Genomic DNA, 23,738 nt, shown 5'->3' on the forward strand with positions numbered 1-23,738 from the left:
TGTATTTTTATTGTTCTTAAAATCCAGTGGCAAAGGTGAGCAATCCACAAAACACTTGTCTGCTGTTCTAAAATACTCTCCATTCCTCTCAAAGGTCTCCAAGCAATCAAGCCTCTTTAATCAATTTGTCTTAAAAAGCTAAGCCTCTACTTGTTTGATTTTTTTTTAAGGCTTTAGCCTTACTCTTTTTACGTTGAACTCCCATAATAAATTAAAAAAAGAGCTGTTCATTGCTGAACAGCTCTTTTTAGTTATGAAAACTATTAACGATTATCGGTATAATGTAAAGTTGCCGTAGAACTCACGTTTGTCGTATAATTCATCGTTCACCTCAATGATATACCAGTAGTCACCAGCTGGTAAACTACGACCGTCGTAATTACCATCCCAACCCTCTCCTGATTTGAGCAGAGCTACACGTCTACCATAGCGGTCGAAGATGTAGAAGCGAGCATTCACGTTGTTGTCTAAGTTTTTAGGTTTCCAAACATCGTTAATTCCATCGCCATCTGGGGTGAAGAAGTTCGGTACTTCAATGTCAAGATATTCTTTTTCTATCGTCATTGTACGTACACAACCTTGTGCATCTTCCACCTTCACTTCTATGATTTTAATGCGTCTTCCATTATCTATTCGTTCAGGGTCATTATGCTTAATTTTGTATATACGGTTATCGCCACTATCTACTCCGTTGAAGTAGTAAGTATAGCCCTTCACTGTGCTAGTTACCCCTCCTGTAGCTATCACTTCTATCGTATTGAGGGTAGTGTTGGTTACCTGACTCAATACAAGCGGAGTGATTTGGTCTACCGTAAAGGTCTTGCTTGTTGTACAATATCCTGTGATAGGAGCTACCGCAGTGTAATGTATATGAATAGTTTGAGTGCGGGTTGTTCTATCAAAGTTATCGATATAAGCTATATTACCTACCGTACGAGTAAAGGCTGTACGACTTGCCGTACCGTTAAGACTATAAGTTATCTTAGAGTAATCTACTTCTGTATTTCTGAAACGTACTATCAAATGGTCTACATAGTTATTCGTATTCATTTCACAAGTACCTTCTTGTTCTACATAGCTTATAGCTATATCAGGGAACTCTTCTACAGTAAAGCTGAGTGTCTTAGTCATCGTACACTTATTAGTATCTTGTATCACTACTTGATAATAAGTGTTCTTAGGTGATGGAGCTAATCCTGAGAACGTTTCTGATGAACCTGCTGTTACTCCTGAGCGTCCGTCTATCTTTTGGTTATTATCAGCTCTCACGATATTCACTGTATAAGAACCTGTACCGCCTGCGATATTGTAAACTGTTACACTTCCTCCATTCTCACCATAGCAAGTAAAGAAGGTTGAGTTAGTCACATCAATATCAGCAGTAATAGGTTGCGGATTCGTAAAGGTATAACTTCCTGCTACGGTTACTGAACAGTTCTTAGCATCTACTATATCCACACGGTAAGTACCTGGTTTAATACCTGTAAAGGTTGCTTCACCTTCATTAGTAGCTATTTCAGGTAAATCACTGCCCGTTGCCGATGTTCTCACTAAAATATAGTGATAAGGACGTGCTCCTCCTGTTACACCTGTTACTTTAAGAGTACCGTCATTAGCATCAATACAAGTGATTGGGGTTGTGGTTACTGAAATAGTAGAGGTATTGATACCACTATATGGGTCAATAGTAACACTCAAAGTACCTGTAGCGGTTGCACAGCCTAAGGCATCAGTTACTGATATAATATAGCTACCTGCGTCTAAGCCACCAAACTCAATTCCTGGAGCACCTGCTCTCACATTAGTTTGTACGTGTGGAGTACCACCTCCTACAGGAGTAAGTGTTACAGTAAAGGTTTCTTGACCTCCTACTACTGTTAAGGCTGCTACCCCGTTCTTATTAGCACAATCGACAGATACTTTTTGTCGAGCATCTCTCACTTCTATCTCAGCAGGGTTAGAAGGAATAGTAAAGCGTGTTTTCGGTACTTTACATCCTACTCCATTCACTGTTACTTCAATATCATATGAACCACCTTTCAAGTTCACAGTAAAGCTACGTGTACCTGCTGGTATCGTTGCCGAAGTAGAAGTAGCTACTGTAGCTCCCACTGAGGTAATGGTATAAGTATATCCATTTGTTGATTGATCGCCGTTAGAAAGGTCTGTATCCACTAATCCGAGTGTGATAGAACCATTGTCGTTATGGCAAACCGCTCTCACTGGGTTAGTTGATTCTATCGCAAAAGTATTAGGCTGTCTAATACTGTGTACCCCTGTAATGCTACAACTAGTACGTTCGTTAATTACTTCTATTGTATAATTGCTATTACCAAAGCCACTTGAACCTGTAAGTGGTACACTAAGGGTAGTAGCAGTAGTAGAAGTAATAGCCACAAATCCATTATCAGTACCTCGGATAGTATAGCGCAATGGAGTGCCTGCTATATAAGTAGGCGTTACCGTTAAGCTAATATTTATCACTTCATCTACCACACAAGTTACTGAGGTAGTTGTGGTGATGCTCATTGAGGTAAGAGCAAAGGCAGGAGCTACTGTTACGCTGGCGGTATTAGTACTGCAAGTGCCCGAAGCGTCTTTTATGCTTACGTAGAAGCTACCTCCATTAAGGTTTGTTAAGGTGTACTCAGTACCTGTGCCTAAACTATTACCTGCTCCGTCAAAGAACTCAGTAGTATAAGGAGGTATACCTCCTCGTATCTTAGTTACATCTACACTTACTTTTGGTGTAGTCATTCCTGCACCTCCCTCACATACATATTGAGTAGCTGAAAGAACATCTGCATCAAAGCTCAAAGGCTCTGGTGAAGTAAGTATTGTTTCTACCATTGCGGTACACCCCGTACTATTAGTAACGGTTATTTGGTATCTTACCCCTTGCGTAGTACCTCGTAGCTGTGTAAAGGTAGCATTATGAGTTCCTGCGGTTGAAGGCGTAGTAGTTACCGTTACGTTGCTACCATCGGTTAAGTCTATGGCACTTGTAATTCTAAATGTATAGGTATCAGGGTCGGTAGGGATAGCTACGTCTATGCTTCCTGTTGGGGTAGCTGTGAGACCTAAGTTACATTTTTCGTTATAAGCTTGAGTTACTATGGTCGATGGGTCGATAGGTGTTGGGTCTACCACTTGAACTTCTTTCACGATAGGACAATCGCGTGTTTCAGCATCAAATATACTGATGCGGTAGGTAGCAGCCTCAGTTGGGTTGGTAATAGTTACTACACCACCTGCTGGCAAGGCTACATTCTCTCTGATAATTTCACCTGCTAACGAACCGTTATCTAAACGCTCTAAGGTATAGCTGTATACACCTGTACCTCCAGTGGCTACTACGGTTATTTCAGCCGTAGGTGTAGCACACGTTTTTACTTTGCTTACGGTAGCCGTAGCTGTGATGATAGCCGTAGTACTGAATGTTGTACTAGTAGCACAACCATTCACATCTTTCACAACGATAGTGTGATTTATTAATGGGCTTACTTCTACCTCAAAGGCTTGATTAGCTATTGTCCAAACCACAGGCTGATCAGCACTACCATCTAAGGTGTAATAGTGGTTACCTTGACCTATCTGGTTGAGGGTCACTCTCACTGGTATCTTACCTGTTATATTGTTATAGGCTTGGCAATTCAAGGCTGTAACATCCGATATACTTGGTACATCAAACATTCCTATGGTTACAGCAGCGTGCTGTATACAGCCATAAGCATCGCTTACATATACATCCCAGTTACCTGCTGGCAAGTTGATGTAAGTAGAAGCTTGCGTAGTGCCTGTCATTACCGCTGGGTTATAAGCTCCACCTGCGGTTACATAACCGTAAGTATAGCTTGCAGTACCTCCTTTAATATTCAACCACGCTTGACCAAGTGTACTACAAGAGGCTTTCTGAGTAGCTATAGTAGATACTTGTAATGCTACCGCTGAGCGTTTTACTTCAAATGGGAAGGCTTTCACGCAACCTGTATTTTCAGTAAACTCAATATAGTATTTACCTGCTGGCAAGTTACTATTGGTGTTTTGTGTGGTATGGAACGGAGCTGTTACACTTCCTCCTGCACCTACTTGTTGGTGATTATCTTCTCTGAATATCTTCCAAGTAATAGCTGTTGTGCTACCTTGGAAACCTGTTAAGGTATAGCTTACTGTACCGTCATTACCTCCTGCACATTTCACATTGGCTACTTGTAAGGTAGCACCTAATGTAGAAGCCGTAGGCACTGGCATAGTAGCTTGTTGAGTATATCTACAACCTGTTGTGATGTTGTACACCACAAAGGTATATTGAACACCAGGTGTTAAGTTTGGTATTGTCACAGCTACTCCTGTACCAGAAGCAGTTCCTTTATACCAAGTATCAGTACCTCCATTGAGGTTAGTGGTCGTTACTTGTGTTGCTGTTGATGCATTTGGTGGATTTACAATTCCTGGGCGATATACAGCAAAGTAAGCATTGGTAGTTGCACTGAATGTAGTGCCATTACTTGCCTTTATAACCATACTACTTGTTGTTGTACAACTTGTAGGCGTTTCAGCAGTGATAGACATTACATTAGAATTAGGATTAATTACAGTGCTAAGTTTAGTTTCACAACTATTAGCATCAGTAATGGTAATATCATAATTACCATAATCCAAACCAGTGAACTCTGTTGGCATATTATTAGAAGCGGTTAAAGTATGTGTACTTTCATAACCGTTCAAGTTATTTCTCAAATGTACTGCAAAAGGTGGAGTACCTCCTCCATTAACAAGAGTTACAGTGATAGCCGCTAAATCAGCTGCTGCTGATGTACAGCCCATTTGTTTGGTAACCGTAGCAGTAGCAGTAAGCTGTGGTACTGCTCCTACAGTAAAGGTTTGAGAAGCCACACAACCACGATTATCGGTTAATTCAGCTACATAGTTACCTTGTGCTAAAGCAGTAGCTGATTGTACAGTTCCTCCAGTATCTTTAATCACTAAGGTATATGAAGCAGTACCTACATAGTAATCATTTGGTGTAATTGTTACTGAACCATTCGCTTTTCCACAAGTAGCTTTAATAGTAGTGAACGGTTTCAAGAAGCGAGGTGAATCGCTTAATAAAGTGATGTAACGTTCAGCAGTACATTCGCTACCGTCAGGTTTATAGGTTACTTGGAATCTAATAACAGTAGTAGTGGCTACACTCACTGCTACAGTAGCTTGTGAAGGAGCCGTAGCTATGGTAGTATAAGTTACACCATTATCTACACTGTATTTAAATTCTTTCATTGCTGTTGGGATACCGCCTTGTGCTGTAAGGGTGTAGGTTACACTACCTCCTTTACAATCAGCATACTGTTGGGTAGTAGGCGATACCTGTAATGTCAATGAGTCGTATACTTGGGTAGTAACAGTAGTACTACAACCAAATCCATCAGTCATAACAAAGGTATGGTTTCCTGCTGGCAAAGCATCAGGATATACATAGCTATTAGTGTTGAATGAATAGATAGCTCCTCCCACACGTTGTACTTTATAATTACCATTACCACTGAGCATTGTAATAACTACTTTCTTCTCATCACCTGTTCTATAACAGTAAGATTGAGGTTCGGCAGTCGCTGAAATAGTAGCTTTATCTTCAATCTCAAAAGTAGTTTCTGTTTTACATCCATTAGCATCAGTTACTACTAAACTATAGGTTCCTGCTACAAGGTTATTAAACTCATAAGGGTTAGGTGTTTTAGCAGCTGGCTGTGGAGCACTTAAAGTACCTGTTACCAATCCCACTTGATACTGATAACCTGGTGTACCTCCAGTAGCCGATACTTTTACTTTAGCCTTTCCTCCATTGTAACAAGTTATTTTCTCCATTACTACGGCAGTAGGTACAATAGAGATAGGTTCTCCTATCTTGTAACCCGTTTGTAAGGTAGTAATACAGTTTGGATTATTAGCATCTTGTACAGCTACTACACCGTTTTGAGTAGCACTTAATCCTGTAATGGTAAAGACTCCTTGTGCGTCAAGGGTAGTCGTAGTCCAAACTGCTTGGTGAGGGTCAATAGAATATTTAACAGTATTAGAAGCTGGATTTATCACTCTAATACGCACTTGTCCGTCACTAGCTCCTTTACAGCTTACATTCTTCTCAGCACCATATTTCTCAATACGCATTTGCTTGAATTTCTCAATATTCACTAATTGAGAAACTTGTGAAGCACAATATCGTGTAGCTTGCGCTACTTTAATATTATCCACAGCATAATCATTGCCTAAGTTACCATAACTTGCGGCCGCTGTATTTACAATCTTAACGATAAGAATACCATCGGTAAGACCTGTTAATTCAGCTTCGGTAAAGGTAACACTTACATTCTTCCAGCTTGTAGCATTCACAGTGCCTACATTCTTGCCACGAAGCAGTGCTCCATCGCTCTTGTGTAATTCTACACTGAAACGAGGTGCTACTCCTGAGGTACTTGAAATAAGATTCAAGGCATCAAAACTTACAGTTATAGGAGTAAGAGCAGTTGCTCCTGTAATGCGTTTTTCATACACTAATTCGCTACTACCATTTCCTGCAATAGCCAAATAACGTCCTCCCGAAGGGTCAGTAGGCGATGGTACCCAAGAGGCATTAGTACCTACTTGTTTAGTAACTACATAATTACCATCAGCCAAGTCACCATCAGTCTTACACACTAAACCTGTAGTGGCTCCTGATAAGCACTCATTAGCACCTTTGCCAAAATCTTCTACGTATAATACATTAGGCGTAGTAGCTGTATTCAAAGTCTTATAGTACACAGTAATAGAGTGCGTACCTGGCGCTAACCATCTACTGAAAGTATTACCTGTGATAGCTGTTTTACCACTACCATCTATACTGTATTCATAAGTTTGACTAGTAGTTGAAGCAATCGTTACAGTTACCATTCCATAACCATTATCACAACGATAGGTAATAGGGTTGGCAACGGTAAGAGTCGGTACAGTTTGCGCAACAATATTCACAGGGATAACAATACGGCAATCCTTACTATCTTTTACATACACATTACCTGAACCTCCCATAAAGCCAACGTTATTGGTTCCATAAGTAGTTTCTCCATCAAAACTATAACGGTAAGGAGGTGTACCTCCTGCAACATTGTTTACCGCTATTTTATATTGGTTACTTGCATCGCAATCTTTATCGGCTACTACTCCTGCAAAAGCTCTAAGAGGATCTTTAGTAGGAGCTATTACAATAGGTTTCTGACTGTAAGTACATATATTACCCCCTACATTCGATTTCATTTCTATCTCATAGCTTCCTGCGGGCAAACCAGTAAATAATCCTCCTGAACTTGTCTTGAAAGCAGGTGTGATGCGATTACCATTATTATCTAACTTATACAAGTTAATAGTACGATTTTGGTGTTGGCTACCTGCTGGGAATATCATATTGATATGTCCACTATTAGGATTGCTTTCGCACTCAATTTCTTGGGTTACTGATAAGGTATAACTATGTGGATCTGGTGGTGTAATCGTTACCTTGTTAGATAAAGCAAACTTACCATTATCCATATCACCTACTATAAATACATACTCTCCTACTTGGGTGATATTTGGTACATCTACATCTACGCTTGTTTGGTGTCCTAACTGTAATGCAATAGGTGTAGCAGAAGCAATTGCCGTTTGTTCGTCAGCAAATTGTTGTACTCCATTGATACTCCAAATATAGAAACGATAAGTAGGTTTACCTCCTTCAGCTTTAAGTTGTAATTTAGCAGTGTTACAATCTTTCCAACCTTTGAAGGCAGCAGTCATTGTCATTTCAGTGAGCTTATCTATCGTTACATTACCATTATACTCACAACCTGGTATTTGTACTGAGGTAACCTTAATATCATAAGTATCTTGTCGCAAGTTAGGAATACGATAATCATTTGTATTGATATTGTCAGTTCTTAGAAGTACAGCTCCTTTGTAGATTTCTACCTTATAGTTTACACCACTAGTGCTAAGAGTTAATCTCACTGAACCTTGTGAATAGTTTGTTTCATCAATCTTATCAGTAAGGTTACCACTTAGTCCTGCTGTAAATACTTCAAAATAGAAGTTTTCATTACAATCTTTCAAGTGTAAACGATATTTACCAGCACTATTAGCTGTAAAGGTAGCGTTAGAATGTACCGGATTCCAACAATTATCATCGGTATTACGACAATCAGGAGAAGCTTCTGTACAACCTCCGCTCCATTGTTGCCATTCAAAAGCAGTGTTTTTATAGCTTACCCTAATATTCTTACTTCCTCCTTGACAGAAGTAGAAGTGGCTTGTCCAACTACCATCACCAGGACAAGTTACCCCTATATTCTGAGCTTGTGCGCGAATAGGGTCAGTAGTAGGTGAAATACCTTGATAGTTGATAGTTTCTACTGTTACTACTGAAACTCCCTCGCAAAAATTCGTTTTCTCTACCTTATAAACACCTGGTGAATTAGCAACGATTGATTGTTTTGTTTCTCCTGGTATGAGGCTTCCATTCTTATACCATTGATAACTTGTAAAGCCTCCTACAGCTTCAAAAGTCATCGCTCCAGTACCACAGAACACTTCCTGACGATTGCAATCCGTTGTATTTATGGTGATTGTTTTAGTACCTGCTTCCGTTTGTTGATTTCCTGTACAACCCGCAACCCCTCCTTCGTAGTCTATATTCATAGACGTTTTCAAGAAGTTCTCACAAGGTTTTAAAAAGTCATTACAATCGCCTACAAGTTTAAGAGGAATACGTATTGTACGAACAGGGTCTCCAGCTTTAAGCGTAGACTGCAACTGTACGCCTCCTGCTTTACCTCCTATCACAAACTGGTAGCTCTTAGTAGCATTGTTATAGCTACTTTGAGGAAGAGGATTATTCACTGTGCCATCACCTGCCCCATTAAGGTCAGGGTTACCATTAGTAACTACGGTAGTATTAGCAGGAAGTTTTACATTTATAGTTGCTTTATTGATATTTTCTGAACCGTCGTTCTGATAAGTAAGTACATAGAAGAACTCCTGATTAGGGGTCAACTGAGTAATAGTATTTCCAGAAGTATCAGTATAACGATGGTTCGATTTTAGTTTAGTAGCGTTAGATTTCACTGTAACAGTGAAAGAACAACTAATAGTATTTCCCTTTACATCAGAAAACGCATAGGTAACGGTATGAACTCCTATATTGAAATAATATGGAGGTGTATGGCTCTTTGTAGTAGTGATAGTACCACTACAAGTGTTATAAGCCGAAGGCTCTTGCCAATTTACCGATTTACCACAGGCTCCCTGATCAGCAAAAACTGTAATATCATTAGGACAAGATGTTCTAAACTTAATGGCATCACTTCCTGAAGCCACCTGTACAGTAGTAGATTTAGTGTATACTTTAGCATTACCACAACCTATACCTGGCTTCAAGTTATATTCAGCCAAATAGTGAGTAGTGGTCGTAATATCCTCAGAGAATGAAGGACCCGATTGAAGTGGAGACGAAGTAGTTTTTTGTCCATTAGCATCAAGCTTAAACCATCGAATATCAAAAAGATGTCCTGATACTCCAAGAAATACTTTAACTGTATTAGTTTCGCATAATCCTGATTTATCTACTAATAAATAAGGATCAAAATCACCAGTACTATTTATCTCTATATCTTTATTTACTGTTTGGCAACGGTGAATAGTCCTCACCATATAATGCCCCATAGGTAAATTAGAGAAAATATGATAATATTGGTTTTGTGACTGCTGGTAAGTTGCTTTTTTTACAAAAGTAGTTTGAGTAGAAGTAGCACTCGGTTTAGAGTATAATTCATAGGTAACAGGGAAAGCCACTTGCTGTCCTGTTAAATCTACTGAAATCATACCAGTGTTGCTACCACTATTACATACTGCAGGGTTTAAAACAGGGTTTAATTTCTCCATCTCTGGAATAGAGATCTCTTGGTAATTTTCGCTATTTATAGGAGGCATAGTAGGATCTGTTAAATTATGAATTCGATAAATTCCAAAAGTAGAAGAAGGAATAAAACCATACTTATTATCCCAGTCGGAAAATATCCTATATTTCCCAGTCAATAAATTAATAAATTCTCCTTTACTATTCTTTATATAACTATCATTACCATTTACTTTCACAGGTTGCCAAGAGTGATTGCCATAAGCGTCTACTACATCTCGTTCTATATATACTTTTTCTGAATCGGATCCAGTATTATTCACTAATCGCCCTATGTCAAAAATAATCTTTCCTACTTCACAATCTCTTTCATATTTCAAGATTGGATTATATCGCATTGCTGGAAGCACGTAATCTCGTGTAGTAGTATTACTACAAGCATCCGTTACTATTATTCTATAATTAGTAGAAGGCAAATTGGTACAACCAAAATTTCTAATATCACCTTCATTCGTATAATTTATTGGATATGTAATAGTACGAGTAACAGAGCTTCCTAAGGCCAATTTTCCTTGATAAGTAACCGATTTAGTACCATCTACAGGTTCTATCTTAAATTTCAATGGATAATAAAATTTATTATCACCTATTTCTTCAAAACGAAAAGCTCCTGTCCCTTCATAACTACCATAGCCTATTTTTAAATAGTTCCATATTTTCTCAATCGGATTAGAGGTAGTTTTATCTATATATTCTATATATATTTCTTTAACACAAGTTCCTCTACATCCTATAGGGTCTTTATAGGTAAGCCTATAAAGTCCTTCTCCTACCTTATCTAAATAAATAGTATTACTTGTCCATCCTGCTTGTCCCGCTCCAGGGTTGTTCCCTGCCACTATCGGTATTTCTACCCAAGGTCCTGCAGAATTACCAGTTGTACTCTTTTCTAACTTAAATTGCCCTATTTCAAAGGGAGCTACTGGCCAAGTTACATCATAGTGATAAGTACCCCCATCCAAGTTAGGTAGTTTTCTCCAAAATCCTCCTATCGCATAATAACTAAGAGATAAACGTTGCTCAAAATTTCCACAGGAACCTGGTTTATTTTTCTTATAAGAATCATTACTAGTTCTAAAGGCATCACACAAAGGAGTTGTGATTTGCTCATTAAAACGTACTCGCTCAGTAATCGTATTATTAGGTCCCTTTATAATAATCTCTACTTCATCACCTTTTTCAATAAAAGAGGGGAATTTCAATTTAAAACCATAACCATCAAAAGTACTAGAAATATCTACTTGCGGTTTAGAACTGTTTAAAAAGCGCACCACGGCTCTACCAGGTTGAGTAAAGAAACTTTTCATCTCTGAATATGTTACATTCGGATTCTGAGTTAGCCAACGATCCACCGGTCCTACTTCTTTTATTTTTAATTCAACTTCATATTTATTACAATCAGTTCTACTTCTCGTTAAATAACGATTGCTAATTCTTATGTCAATACAACTAAAGTCATTTTGTAAAGCTGGAATTTGTACTTTTGGAAGTATGCGTTCCTCACCACAGTTGTTATGTACATTTGTAATATCTTTTATTTTCACCTTTATAAAAGTATTTGGAAGTACCTTATGAGAATTATTTCCTCTTACTTCTATATAATTGTTACCTGCAGGACGAGTAAAGGTTTGTGCAGGCACCAGCACTTGGTCACTCATATCAAGTAGGGTTACCTCAAAAGGACCTATACCTCCATTAGGTATTTTAAATTTCACACCACCATTGTTCTTATTACAGGCAGGAGCAATGGCTTGTAGACTCTGGATATTCATTATCTTATAGCTAGAAATAACCTTTACGCTTTTAGCTTCAGAGTTCCCATTTTTCGCATCATATACTGTTACCGTATAGTTACCAGGATTTAAACTAGTAAAAGTATATTGCCCTGAGGTACCTCCTGCCATTCTCTCTAAACCTGAATCAGTTCCGTAACCCTCTAAGCGTACAAAATAACCTTCACTACCAGGCGCAGGACAACCCGAAGGAAGAGGTGATACTGGCTTTGCCTCTACCTTTAGCTGTGCATCGGAGTAACAAGTACCCGCCGTAGGCGTTACTTTTATGTCTATACATTGAGCTGACGCAACTCCTGCGAACATCAAAAACAAAATTGCTGATAAAAACTTTTTCATTATCATTAGTTATTAAACTATGGTATATAAAACTGCTATTCTTAAAACTAATATGTATATTATGTATACAGAGTTAGTGCGACAAAAGTAATCTTTTTTTTTTAATTACACATCATTAAAGTATATATTTTTACGTTTTTAAATCAAAAAAAATATAGGTTTTTCATTTCCAATATTTTACACTATGTTAAAGTCTTGTTAAAGTTTTACCCAAATGCATTTTAGATGTTTTTTAAGTTGTAAAAACTTTTCTTTTTGCAGAAATAAAATACGATTTCAATAATATTTTATCTAACAAATATATAAGACACATTAAAAATATCTATAGCGTTAAATTAAATATTGCTAAATTACTTTATATAAAAAGTGAAGAGATGTTTTCTATTTACGGCTACCTTCCTCGTGCAGGAAAATAGCCACAAATCCGATGCACTTATTTTAAGAAGTTAGGCGTAATTAGTTGATTATCAAACTAATTACGCCTATTTTGTAGCGGGAACTGGACTCGAACCAGTGACCTTCGGGTTATGAGCCCGACGAGCTACCTACTGCTCTATCCCGCGATTTCTGGGTGCAAAAGTACAACCTTTTTTTTATATACCAAAATTTTTTAGGTATTATTTTTTACACTTTTCACTCTTCTATATATACTCTCTTGATTCTGTGCGCCATAGAGGTAATAAGTTCATACGAAATTGTACCTGCCGATTCAGCTAATGTCTCAGCTGTATGGTCTTTATCAAATACAATTACCTCTCCTCCCTCTTCACAAGGAATATTAGTAACGTCTACCAATATCATATCCATACACACATTACCTATAATAGGCGCTTTCTTCCCATTGATAAATACAAAGCCTTTCCCCTTACCGTAAATACGGTTGATTCCATCAGCGTGACCTACTGGTATAGTGGCTGTTTTAGTAATATGGTCAGCAATGTAACCGCGATTATAACCTAAACTATCACCTACTTGCAAAGTGTGTATTTGTGAGATAACGCTTTTGAGAGTCATAATAGGCGTAAGATATTGTTGTAGCTGAGCGTCATTGGCAAAGCCATACATTCCTATACCACAACGCACCATATCAAACTGAGCGTGGGCATAATTCAGTATACCTGAAGTATTACACTGGTGGTAAATTACTTTATGAGAGAAAGTTTTGTTTATCTTTTCTTGAAAAGCAATAAAAGTCTTAATCTGATTTTCAGTAAACTCTTTCTCATTCATATCCTCTGAAGCCGCTAAATGAGAATAAGCCGTTTTCACTGTCACCGTAGTATTATTTTTTAACAAAGTAAGCTCTTGGTCTATTTCATTTAAATCAAACCCCAAGCGATTAAGCCCTGTGTTACATTTAAGGTGCACAGGATATTTTACCAAATGGTGTTTCTCAGCATACTCCAAGAATAGCTTTGTAATACGCTGTGAATATAATGTCGGTTCTAATTGATATTTTACAATATCATCAAAATTAATAGGTTGTGGGTGTAACACCAATATAGGAAGTGTAATACCTGCTTCTCTCAAAGCTTTACCTTCGGAAGTGTAGGCAACTGCAAAGTAATTCGCCAATCCTTTCTTTTGCAAATGTAAAGCTATAGGTACTGAATTATTCCCATAAGAGGAAGCTTTTACCACTCCCAAAAACAAAGTTGTAGGTTTGAGTCGGCTTTTTAAGTAAAGAACGTTTTTTTCTAAGTCGGTAAGGTTGATTTCTAAAACGGTTTCTTCTGTTTTCATTTATTCTTCAATTTTTCTAACATTAATCTTGTTTGCTCTGAAAGTACTAATTTTCCTGAAATAGCTGCGTTATTTATGAGCTCTTGTTCCCAATGCTCAGTGTGTTGCCAAGTGATGCGTTTCATTTCCGACAAAGCTACTGGGTTGGATTTCAGAAGCGTATCTATAAAATGGTCTATCGCTTCGTCCATATCTTTTGTATTTTCGAACACGCGAGCAATCAACCCTTTCTGTTGAGCCCAATAAGCACTTTTCCATTGGTCAGGAGCCATAAAAAGCTCGTTGAGCGTTGCTTGTCCGGCTTTACGTAAGATTGCAGGAGCAATCACAAAAGGGCCTATGCCCAGTGAAAGTTCCGATAGCTTGATACTCGCTGTTTCGGTAGCAAACACATAGTCTAAGGTAGCAAGTAAGCCCACTCCTCCGCCAACAGCCTTGCCTTGAGCGCGCCCAATAATAAGTTTTTTACAGCGACGCATCGCCAAAAAAAGATGCGCAAAGCCCTCAAAGAAACGTTTTCCTTCTTCTTCATTGCTAACGGCTAAGAGTTCGTCAAAAGAAGCTCCTGCACAAAAGGCTCTATCTCCTTCACTCTTGAGAAGTATAATGCTTACTTCTTCATTTTCAGAAAGCGCATCAATTTCTTTGGTAAGTCTGTTTAGCAACTCCAAAGGGAAGGAATTCGCATTAGGATGTCCAAAAGTAGTAACAGCCAGTTTTTTATCTATTTTCGTATATAACGAACCTTGCAATCTATCAGTCATTGTTATTATAAATTTATGGCAAAAGTATAACTTTTTTCGCAAATAGGTTTGGTAATTAGAAAAAATATTTTACCTTTGCGCTCACAAACGGGGATGTAGCTCAGTTGGCTAGAGCGTTTGGCTGGCAGCCAAAAGGTCGTGGGTTCGAGCCCCATCTTCTCCACAAGCAAAAAAGATGATTAAAAGTTCTACTTTTAATCATCTTTTCTTTGTTTATTCTTCTTCTGTCTGCGAAGCTCACTCTGTTTATCTTTCGTCATTCCTTCGTTCATTGTTCATTTGCCCGTGCGACTCGCACCGTCTTTTGTTCGTCTTTTGTTCGTCTTTTGTTCGTCTTTTGTTCGTCTTTTGTTCGTCTTTTGTTCGTCTTTTGTTCGTCTTTCCTTCATCTGCCCGTGCGGCTCGCACCGTCTTTCATATAAGTTTTCTATAAGCTAAGCATACCTTATTCTGGCATTATTGACATTATCGACGTTATTAGTTTTTTCTCTCATTCCATTATCAATAAAAAAATCCGACCTATTACTAAGTCGGATTTTTGTATAATGTAGGTAGTTATTAACCACCAAAGTCGTCGAAACGAATGTTTTCATCAGGCATACCAAAGTCTTGTCCCATTTTCTGAACGGCTTTGTTCATCATTGGAGGACCGCAGAAGTACAATTCTATATCCTCTGGGGCTTCGTGTTTGCTCAAATACTGTTCAATTACAGCGTTGTGAACAAATCCTAAGAAACCATCGCCTTCAGGATCATTAATATCTTTCTTCACTTTCCAATTATCTTCAGGTAGTGGTTCAGAAAGTACAATAAAGAATCTAAAGTTAGGGAATTCGCGCTCTAATTCACGGAAATGTTCTACATAGAACAACTCGCGTTTTGAACGACCTCCGTACCAATAAGTAACTTTCCTATTAGTTTTTAAAGTTTTAAAGAGGTGATACAAGTGCGAACGCATAGGCGCCATACCAGCTCCCCCTCCTACATATAACATCTCAGCGTTAGAATCATTGATGAAGAACTCACCATAAGGTCCTGAGATGGTTACCTTGTCACCTGGTTTACGTGAGAAAATATAAGAAGAAGCTACCCCAGGATTTACGTCCATCCATCCTCCTTTAGCTCTATCAAAAGGAGGCGTAGCGATACGCACATTCAACATTATACGGCGTCCCTCTGCTGGATAGGAAGCCATAGAGTAAGCACGCTCTGCCGGTTCTGGATTCTTCATTACAAGAGGCCATAACTTAAACTTATCCCACTCCATTCTGAATTTATCAGGCTCTCCTGGGTGTTCTTTAGGGTGTGCAGTGATGTCAATATCAGAATATTTAACTTCACAAGCAGGAATTTCAATCTGAATGTATCCTCCTGGTTTGTAGTCCATATCCTCTGGGAGTTCTACCACAAACTCTTTAATAAATGAAGCCACATTATAGTTGCTCACTACAGTAGCTTCCCATTTCTTGATACCAAACACTTGCTCTGGCACGCCTATTTGCATATCTTGTTTTACTTTCACTTGGCAAGCTAAACGCATACCTTCTTTGAGTTCCTTCTTTGTAAAGTGAGGCGTTTCTGTAGGAAGAGCCTCTCCTCCTCCCTCATACACGTGGCATTTACATTGTAAACAAGACCCCTTACCACCACAAGCTGATGGCAAGAAAATCTTCTCGTTACCCAAAGTAGAAAGCAATGAACCGCCAATAGGCACTTCAATTACTTTGTCTTTATTAATTGTAATTTTCACAGGTCCCGATGGGGTTAGTTTCTGTTTTACGTAAAGCAAAATAGCTACTAACAGCAGGATTATTACCAATAATCCTATTACCGTTACCGTAATAGTTGTTAATATTTCACTTGCTAATATCATTGCTTAAATCTTTTGTGTTATGAGCTAATTTATCAGTTTTAACTTCTTGTTGGATAGTAGTCTCTTGTTTAGGAGCTTCTTTAGCTTCCTTTTTGCTACTACCACCTGTAAGCATACCACCAAAACTCATAAAGCCGATAGCCATAAGCCCTGTAGTGATAAAGGTGATACCCAAGCCACGCAAGGGTGCAGGTACGTGTGAATAACGTATTTTCTCACGGATAGCTGCCAACGCTAAGATAGCGATAGCCCATCCCAATCCTGAACTGAACCCGTAGGCTACTGAAAGACCAAAAGAGTGAATAGTTTCCTCACGTGATTGCATAAAGAGTGACCCTCCTAAGATAGCACAGTTTACGGCTATCAAAGGCAAGAAAATACCCAACGAGTTATATAACGATGGAGAAAACTTCTCTACAATAATCTCTACCAACTGCACCATCGTAGCTACAGTGGCAATGAACAAGATATAGGTAAGGAAGCTCAAATCATAATTAGCATACTCTGGACCTAACCAAGCTAAAGCACCTTCTTTGAGGATATACTGGTTCAACAAGTAGTTCATAGGTACGGTAAGAGTCTGTACAAAAATAACAGCAGCTCCTAAGCCTATGGCAGTAGATACTTTTTTAGATACAGCCAAGTACGAACACATACCTAAGAAGGTAGCGAAAATCATATTCTCTACGAATACCGATTTAAAAATCAGTGTTAAATATTCTAACATTTTCTTTTCTTTTTAAATGATTAATGACTGTCTTCTATCAAGGCTTTATTACGTGAACGTTGTACCCACACTACTATACCGTAAGTTACTAATGCCATAGGCGCTAACAACATAAAACCGTTGTTTTCATAGCCCCAAGCATATACACCTGTTTTCTTAATAGGGTCTCCTAATACTTGGAAACCGAGCAAAGTGCCTGAACCTAATAGTTCACGGAAGAAGGCGACGATAAGCAAAGCGATAGAATAACCACCTGCATTACCAATAGCATCTAAGAACGATTTTCCTGGAGGATTTCCTAAGGCAAACGCCTCAAAGCGTCCCATCAAAATACAGTTAGTGATGATAAGCCCTACATATACCGATAGCTGTTTGCTAAGGTCGTACACATAGGCTTTCAGCACAAAGTCCACCACGATTACCAAAGCAGCTGCTACAATTAGCTGGGCAATGATACGGATTTTAGGTGGTATTACATTTCTAAGTAAAGAAATGGTTACGTTACCCATTACAAGTACAAAGGTAAAGGAAAGACTCATTACAATAGCGGCTCTCAATTGCGCTGTAATCGCTAAAGCTGAACAAATTCCTAATACTTGTACCGTTACGGGGTTGTTATCCCATAGAGGGTCGGTTACTAATTTTGTATCTTTTTTTGATAGTCCCATAGTCTCTTATTTGTTTAAACTTTTAATATAGGATATATAAGGCTCTATGCCATCGCGTATCATTGCTTGCACTCCATTACCAGTAAGGGTAGCTCCTGCAATAGCATCTATTTTCCCATCTTCTTTACGTTTGTTTTCAGGGTCACCATTGCTTTTTGAAATTTGAATGCTTTGGAAGTTACCAGCAACATCCAATAAATGTTCCCCGATAAAGTCGTCCATAAAGAAACGTTCTTTGATATTAGCTCCTAAACCAGCAGTTTCTCCTTTGTGGTCGAAGAAAACGCCACGTACGATAAGGTCTTTATCTACGGCTATATATCCCCAAATAGCATCCCACAAACCACGTCCGTTTACGGGAATGATGTAGAGGGTAGTTCCATCTTTTTCACCTACATAAAGAGGCAAACCTTCGCGATGACCGTTGAAGTTAATAAGGTCGTTAGCACCTTCTACTTTTTCAGCGGTATTCCCTTTGATAAGATATTGTTCTTTCACATAGTTAGGGAACTCTTTTTCAGCATCAGTTGTAGAAAGAAACTCTACTTTACCTCCTCCGAGCTCACCTTGGTTGTGATTTACACCCATAGCATAGAGGATGTTCTGTTTCTTTTCTAACTTTTTATTGTTACTGATATCGCTGCTCAATGCTGACGAAATACCAGCGAGCAAAGCTCCTACGATTACCACCATTATAATGGCGAAAATCACTGTATACGAATTACTTTCTGTTTTTACTGCCATAATTTATGCGGTTTTAGTAACTGTTTTTAAACGTTTTTTACGACGAGATACATTAGCTTGTACTACGAAGTGGTCGATAGTAGGAGCCAATACGTTCATTAATAGGATAGCAAGCATTACCCCTTCAGGATAAGCAGGGTTGAAGCAACGGATAGCAATAGCAATGAAACCAGCTAAGAAGCCATAGATATACTTACCAGTATTCGTTTGTGCTGCTGTAACTGGGTCGGTAGCCATAAATACAGCTCCGAAAGCCAAACCTCCAATGAGCAAGTGCTGATAAGCTGGTACGCTCCAAATAGCGTAGAAAGAAGTGCCTACCATACTTGGTGCTAAAGCGTTGAAAATAGCACCCATTACCCAAGCTCCTATAAACATACTAACCATCACACGCCAAGAAGCAATTTTGGTATAGATGAGGAATAAACCTGCTAAGAGGATAATGATAGTAGAAGTTTCACCTACTGAACCTGGTATAAAACCAAAAAGAAGGTCAGAATCGGTATAGTGAATAGGGTGTCCTTGCGCTAAATTACCTAAGATAGTTTCGCCTGAAACAGCATCTAAGTTTGCCCCAGCAGCAATTTCTTTAGAACGATCTAATACACCTGTTACCCATACTTTATCCCCTGTCATTGAAGTAGGATAAGCAAAGAATAAGAAGGCGCGAATGGTAAGCGCAGGGTTTAAGATATTCATACCTGTACCCCCGAATACCTCTTTACCGATGATTACTCCAAAGGCTACTGCTACAGCAAGCATCCAAAGTGGAATATCTACTGGAACGATAAGTGGCACTAACATACCGGTTACCAAGTATCCTTCCTCTACTTCGTGACCACGGATGGTAGCAAAGATAAACTCAATGCCCAACCCTACTACGTACGACACTACTACAAGAGGAAATACTTTTATAAAACCAATACTAAAATTTGTCCAATTCCAAAAATCTCCACTACAAAAAGCTAAGCCTTCGGCGGGGTGTGTTAAGTGACCGAAAGCCACTTCGTGCTGGTAACCTATATTGAAAATACCGAAAATCAAACAAGGAATCAGTGCCAAAACCACCATATTCATTGTTCGTTTTAGGTCGTCAGCAGCCTTAATGTGGGTACCTCCGTGGGTTACCTCATTAGGCGTATAGAGGAATGTGTGGAGGGCGTTGAAAGTCGTCTCCATCTTCGTTCCTTTATACTTTTCTTTTAATGTATTTAATTTACTTTTTAAACTCATTTTCTTGATGATAAGTAATTATTCTTTTTTATTGATTTACGAATTAGTTTTAAAGCCCAATCGTAATGACTTGATGTTGCCGAAACTAAATAAGAACCTAACGAAGTTGTCTTCGTCCAAGGATATCTTTTCTTTGTAAAAAGTTCCTCATCAGTATGACTTTCTATAATATGAAAAACCTTACTATGTGAATCTTTAAACAGAGAAAACATTTTAGAAAACGGTACTTTTTGGCAACTCTTCCATATCTCTCGATTTAATTTAGGAGTGTCTTTCATAGTATAACCCTCTTTGGGTATTTTAGGTTTACCTCCTTTCATTCCTTCCTCATACCAAGATAAAAAAAGCAAATGCCAATGATATAAATGCCCGAGTACATCTCGGAGATTTCGATTCATTGTTCCCTTAGGAAACTCCTTTTCTCGTTTGTCTTCGGGAATAGTATCAATCAAAGAAATCAATTCATTGTAATTTCTTTCTGCTGATACTACAAGCCCTAATTTAGATTGCGGACGTGCCATAATGTTTAGATTTTACTTTTCAATAAGTCATAAACAGTTTTATCAATACTGAGATATTTTATAAAATCTTCGGTATCAAACTCTATCTTATCTTTCTTATTCTTTTTTGCTGTAGCGTTAGAAACTGAAAGATAATACTCATTAGCCGAGGTATACAAAGTAAAAACACTATGGTTAGTTCCTTTATCACCTCTTTGAATAACTGTAGAAAGTTGTTCCCAATTACTTTGTTCAGCTTGTTGTTTAAAGTCACTTACATTTTCTATATAAGAAAAAGCAGGTAATTCTTCTTCTTTAAACCACTCATCTGCAAGCTCGTTAAAAGGCTCTTTAGCTCTACCTACAGAGGCAACTATTCCCATAATCACAATTACTAAGAATTCAATTATCCAAATAATAGTAAGGAAAACTCCACTCACAGTATTCCCTTTTATAGCCCACGTCCCTTCTTCATTGATAAGTCCTATCAATCCAAAAAGGTCTGATGGATGCCCTAATAAGTACAGCAATTGTTCAATTTGCACATTACTTACGGCTACACCTATTTGCTTATTACCATACACTTCACTCGTATTAATAGCCAAATCAGCCCATACTACCCATTGAAGATAATAAGCAACAAGTGATGCTATGAGAGCAAACAAAATAGCTAAGCCATAATTACGTACTTTACCCAATCTAACTACTAAATAACCAACAGTAAAGGCTATAGCAAAACCAAAACCAAATGTTACTAAGAAGTTAAGATATATAATTGGAATATACCATATTAAGTACGCATAAATAGTTGCCAATATAGGCAATGCTATTGTACATACTAATATGAAATACACAAATGATATAGGTGAAAACTTCCCTGAAGGTTTGTAATAATTAGACATATTTCAATTATTTAAAACTGTTTACTTACTTTTATATGAATCAACCTAATTCCGCCATCATTAAATCAAGTCCATCTCTGATAATTTGCTGATGTGGTTGTTTAGATACACATACAAATTCAGTAAGTGCAAAATCTTCTGGTGCTACTTCGTAAGCTCCTAAGTTTTCCAACTCGTCCAAATCCTTATACAAGCAGGCTTTGAGCAGTTGCATCGGATAAATATCCAACGGGAAAACCTCTTCGTACATACCTGTTACCACAAAAGCGCGTTGTTCACCATTGGTATTGGTATTGAGGTCGTACTTTTTCTTAGGGTTCAACCACGAGAAAGTAAGCGAACGTGTAAGCGAAATCTTGTTGGCTACTGGTTTTGCCCAACCGAACAAATCATAATCATTTCCTTCGGGAATTGCTGTAATTTGGTCGTCGTAAAAACCTAAGAAGCCTGTTTCACTCACCTTAGTACCAGTAAGCACATCACCGCTAATAATACGGGTTGCAGCCACGTCTTTTACCTGGCTACCCACGACGCCACTGATTTGAGCTCCAGCAAGGGCTGTAACATAGTGAGGTTTCTCAATGCGCGAACCTGTAAGAGCTACTGTACGGGTGAGGTTCACTTTACCTGTTAAGAAGAGTTCTCCTATCACCACCAAATCTTGAGGCGTTACCACCCATACCACTTCACCTTTGTTTATCGGACTGATTTGGGCTATTTGTGTACTGACGTTCCCTGCTGGGTGAGGTCCTGACACATTGTGCACCACTATGCCCTTAAGGTTGCGGAAAGGTGACAACGAGCTGTCTTTGAAAACGGACACGTGTACTTTCCCTGTGGTGAGTTTAGCTAAGGCGGTAAGAGCGGTTTGCAGAACTTGCTCTTTTCCTTTGAGCACATAGTCGTAATCGGGAGCGAGCGGATTGGTTTTGCAAGCCGACACAAAGATAGCCTTAGGCTTCCCGTCGGGATTGGCAATCACGTCATAAGGGCGTTGTTTGATAAAAGGCCAGCAACCTGCTGAAAGGAGGTGTGCCTTAATATCTTCACCCTGCATCTCTTCTACGTCTTTCTTCCCATAGTCTTTGAAGGTTTGTTCTTGACTGGGCGCAATGTGTATTTCCAACACTTTACGACGCTCACCTCGTACAATCTCCTTAATGGTACCACTTACCGGAGAAGGGAACAAAACACGCTCATCACTCTTTGAAAAGAATAGTGCTTCACCTGCTTTCACTTCATTACCCTCACGCAATAAAAGCTTAGGAATAACACCGTGAAAATCATTGGGTTTAATACCATACAAAGAGGCAAGCGGAAGCTGTTGTGTAGTTTTATCAGCCTCGCCTTCCAAGTGTATGTCTAACCCTTTTCGAATGCGGATGTCGTTTGACATATAAATAATATTAGTTAGTTTTATTAAATTAGGTGCAAATATACAAATTTATTTTTGATTTAAAATAATCTACTCCTTTTTTTTAGCTCAACATATGAAATTTACGTATAATATCTTCCTATTTCACAGCTAAAAAATAGCCTCCTATTTCATCTATAAACTTTTAAAATTCAATATTTAAACTACTATTCTTTACCTTTCCCTCTCCTAAAATCTTTATTCATAAAAAATGCCCCTAAAAGTATCTAAACTTTTAGGGGTATTTTATTCTTTTAATTAACATCTGCTCAATATAACAAATATTATTTTCTATTACCTGCCGTGCTACAGCTTTCTGAAACACAACATCACCTCCTTACATCAAACTTACATTAGTTTAATGGAATCTCGTGTCTAATTTTATATATTCTAAGAACTCCTTTCTTACCTCAGGGTCTTTGAATTTACCACCAAACTCAGCAGTAACCGTACTGCTATCAATATCTTCTATACCGCGAGAGTTCACACATAGGTGTTTGGCATCTATAATACAAGCCACATCTTCGGTACCGAGAGCGCGTTGCATCTCTTGTACTATTTGCATCGTAAGACGTTCCTGCACTTGCGGACGTTTCGCATAATACTCTACAATACGATTCATCTTCGAAAGCCCTAACACTTTACCGTTAGAAATATAGCCTACGTGAGCACGCCCTACAATAGGTAACAAGTGGTGTTCACAAGTGGAATACACTACAATATTCTTCTCTACCAACATCTCACCATAATGGTAAGAGTTCTCGAAAGTAGACATCGAAGGTTTTCGCTCTGGTAATAAGCCTCCAAAAATCTCTTTTACAAACATCTTAGCTACACGCCTGGGAGTGCCTTTCAAACTATCATCGGTTAAATCCATTCCCAAAGTATGCAAAATAGCACGTACGTGAGTTTCTATTTCCGCTATCTTTTCGGTTTCACTCATCTGAAAAGCATCTGCTCTAAGTGGTGTAACTGCCGAAGTTGCTATATGGTTATCTCCTAATATATCTTCTTCTTGATTTTTATTCATTGTTCTTTATCTTATGAAAGTGCA

General features: G+C 38.4%; 13 protein-coding genes and 2 tRNA genes. 1 reads left to right on the forward strand and 14 read right to left on the reverse strand.

What is annotated here, in order from left to right; genetic code table 11:
- Positions 1-270 precede the first annotated feature (270 nt).
- The 4 genes from HW278_RS01315 to HW278_RS01330 all read right to left on the reverse strand — a co-directional run bounded on the left by HW278_RS01315 (position 271) and on the right by HW278_RS01330 (position 14,624).
- The gene (locus tag HW278_RS01315) at positions 271-12,123 is read right to left on the reverse strand and encodes a T9SS type B sorting domain-containing protein (protein ID WP_178976694.1); all 11,853 of its coding nucleotides are present in this window, start codon (positions 12,121-12,123) and stop codon (positions 271-273) included.
- A 484-nt stretch (positions 12,124-12,607) separates the two neighbouring features.
- Positions 12,608-12,680 (reverse strand) — tRNA-Met (locus HW278_RS01320).
- A gap of 70 nt (positions 12,681-12,750) precedes the next feature.
- Positions 12,751-13,860: an alanine racemase gene (gene alr, locus HW278_RS01325; protein ID WP_178976695.1), complete on the reverse strand. Its 1,110-nt coding sequence runs from the start codon at positions 13,858-13,860 to the stop codon at positions 12,751-12,753.
- Positions 13,857-14,624, reverse strand: coding sequence for an enoyl-CoA hydratase/isomerase family protein (locus HW278_RS01330; RefSeq protein WP_009420359.1), 768 nt, complete (start codon positions 14,622-14,624; stop codon positions 13,857-13,859). The genes alr and HW278_RS01330 overlap by 4 nt, the downstream gene beginning before the upstream one ends.
- 89 nt (positions 14,625-14,713) lie before the next feature.
- Between HW278_RS01330 and HW278_RS01335 the strand changes: the two genes are divergently transcribed.
- A tRNA-Ala gene (locus HW278_RS01335) sits at positions 14,714-14,787 on the forward strand.
- Positions 14,788-14,870: 83 nt separating this feature from the next.
- Here the strand turns inward: HW278_RS01335 and HW278_RS01340 are convergent.
- From HW278_RS01340 to folE, 10 genes are all read right to left on the reverse strand, one after another.
- A complete protein-coding gene (locus HW278_RS01340) occupies positions 14,871-15,032 on the reverse strand; it encodes a hypothetical protein (RefSeq protein WP_178976696.1) in 162 nt (53 codons plus the stop codon).
- 150 nt (positions 15,033-15,182) lie between these two features.
- On the reverse strand, positions 15,183-16,496 hold the full coding sequence (gene nqrF, locus HW278_RS01345; RefSeq protein WP_009410222.1) for an NADH:ubiquinone reductase (Na(+)-transporting) subunit F: 1,314 nt from the start codon (positions 16,494-16,496) through the stop codon (positions 15,183-15,185).
- Positions 16,480-17,223, reverse strand: coding sequence for an NADH:ubiquinone reductase (Na(+)-transporting) subunit E (gene nqrE, locus HW278_RS01350; RefSeq protein ID WP_009410221.1), 744 nt, complete (start codon positions 17,221-17,223; stop codon positions 16,480-16,482). Before nqrE ends, nqrF begins: the two co-directional genes overlap by 17 nt.
- Before the next feature lie 20 nt (positions 17,224-17,243).
- Entirely contained in the window at positions 17,244-17,891 is a 648-nt protein-coding gene (locus HW278_RS01355; RefSeq protein WP_009410220.1) for an NADH:ubiquinone reductase (Na(+)-transporting) subunit D, read from the reverse strand.
- Between the two features lie 6 nt (positions 17,892-17,897).
- Positions 17,898-18,635, reverse strand: a complete 738-nt coding sequence (locus HW278_RS01360; protein WP_178976697.1) for a Na(+)-translocating NADH-quinone reductase subunit C — start codon at positions 18,633-18,635, stop codon at positions 17,898-17,900.
- Positions 18,636-18,638: 3 nt separating this feature from the next.
- Positions 18,639-19,868, reverse strand: coding sequence for an NADH:ubiquinone reductase (Na(+)-transporting) subunit B (locus HW278_RS01365; RefSeq protein ID WP_178976698.1), 1,230 nt, complete (start codon positions 19,866-19,868; stop codon positions 18,639-18,641).
- Positions 19,865-20,389 carry a ClbS/DfsB family four-helix bundle protein gene (locus HW278_RS01370; protein ID WP_009410217.1) on the reverse strand — a complete coding sequence of 175 codons (525 nt, stop codon included), beginning with the start codon at positions 20,387-20,389 and terminating at the stop codon, positions 19,865-19,867. The genes HW278_RS01365 and HW278_RS01370 overlap by 4 nt, the downstream gene beginning before the upstream one ends.
- A 5-nt stretch (positions 20,390-20,394) precedes the next feature.
- Entirely contained in the window at positions 20,395-21,270 is an 876-nt protein-coding gene (locus HW278_RS01375) for a hypothetical protein (protein WP_178976699.1), read from the reverse strand.
- Positions 21,271-21,310: 40 nt separating this feature from the next.
- Positions 21,311-22,666, reverse strand: a complete 1,356-nt coding sequence (locus HW278_RS01380; RefSeq protein ID WP_178976700.1) for a Na(+)-translocating NADH-quinone reductase subunit A — start codon at positions 22,664-22,666, stop codon at positions 21,311-21,313.
- Positions 22,667-23,042: 376 nt separating this feature from the next.
- Positions 23,043-23,714, reverse strand: coding sequence for a GTP cyclohydrolase I FolE (gene folE / locus HW278_RS01385; protein ID WP_009410213.1), 672 nt, complete (start codon positions 23,712-23,714; stop codon positions 23,043-23,045).
- Positions 23,715-23,738: the final 24 nt, after the last annotated feature.

Source organism: Capnocytophaga sp. oral taxon 902, assembly GCF_013394735.1.
Classification (GTDB): domain Bacteria; phylum Bacteroidota; class Bacteroidia; order Flavobacteriales; family Flavobacteriaceae; genus Capnocytophaga; species Capnocytophaga ochracea.

Coding starts and splice junctions, on each gene's coding strand:
- HW278_RS01315 (WP_178976694.1), bottom strand. CDS start 12,123: ATGATAATGAAAAAGTTTTTATCAGCAATTTTGTTTTTGATGTTCGCA.
- alr (WP_178976695.1), bottom strand. CDS start 13,860: ATGAAAACAGAAGAAACCGTTTTAGAAATCAACCTTACCGACTTAGAA.
- HW278_RS01330 (WP_009420359.1), bottom strand. CDS start 14,624: ATGACTGATAGATTGCAAGGTTCGTTATATACGAAAATAGATAAAAAA.
- nqrF (WP_009410222.1), bottom strand. CDS start 16,496: ATGATATTAGCAAGTGAAATATTAACAACTATTACGGTAACGGTAATA.
- nqrE (WP_009410221.1), bottom strand. CDS start 17,223: ATGTTAGAATATTTAACACTGATTTTTAAATCGGTATTCGTAGAGAAT.
- HW278_RS01355 (WP_009410220.1), bottom strand. CDS start 17,891: ATGGGACTATCAAAAAAAGATACAAAATTAGTAACCGACCCTCTATGG.
- HW278_RS01360 (WP_178976697.1), bottom strand. CDS start 18,635: ATGGCAGTAAAAACAGAAAGTAATTCGTATACAGTGATTTTCGCCATT.
- HW278_RS01365 (WP_178976698.1), bottom strand. CDS start 19,868: ATGAGTTTAAAAAGTAAATTAAATACATTAAAAGAAAAGTATAAAGGA.
- HW278_RS01370 (WP_009410217.1), bottom strand. CDS start 20,389: ATGGCACGTCCGCAATCTAAATTAGGGCTTGTAGTATCAGCAGAAAGA.
- HW278_RS01375 (WP_178976699.1), bottom strand. CDS start 21,270: ATGTCTAATTATTACAAACCTTCAGGGAAGTTTTCACCTATATCATTT.
- HW278_RS01380 (WP_178976700.1), bottom strand. CDS start 22,666: ATGTCAAACGACATCCGCATTCGAAAAGGGTTAGACATACACTTGGAA.
- folE (WP_009410213.1), bottom strand. CDS start 23,714: ATGAATAAAAATCAAGAAGAAGATATATTAGGAGATAACCATATAGCA.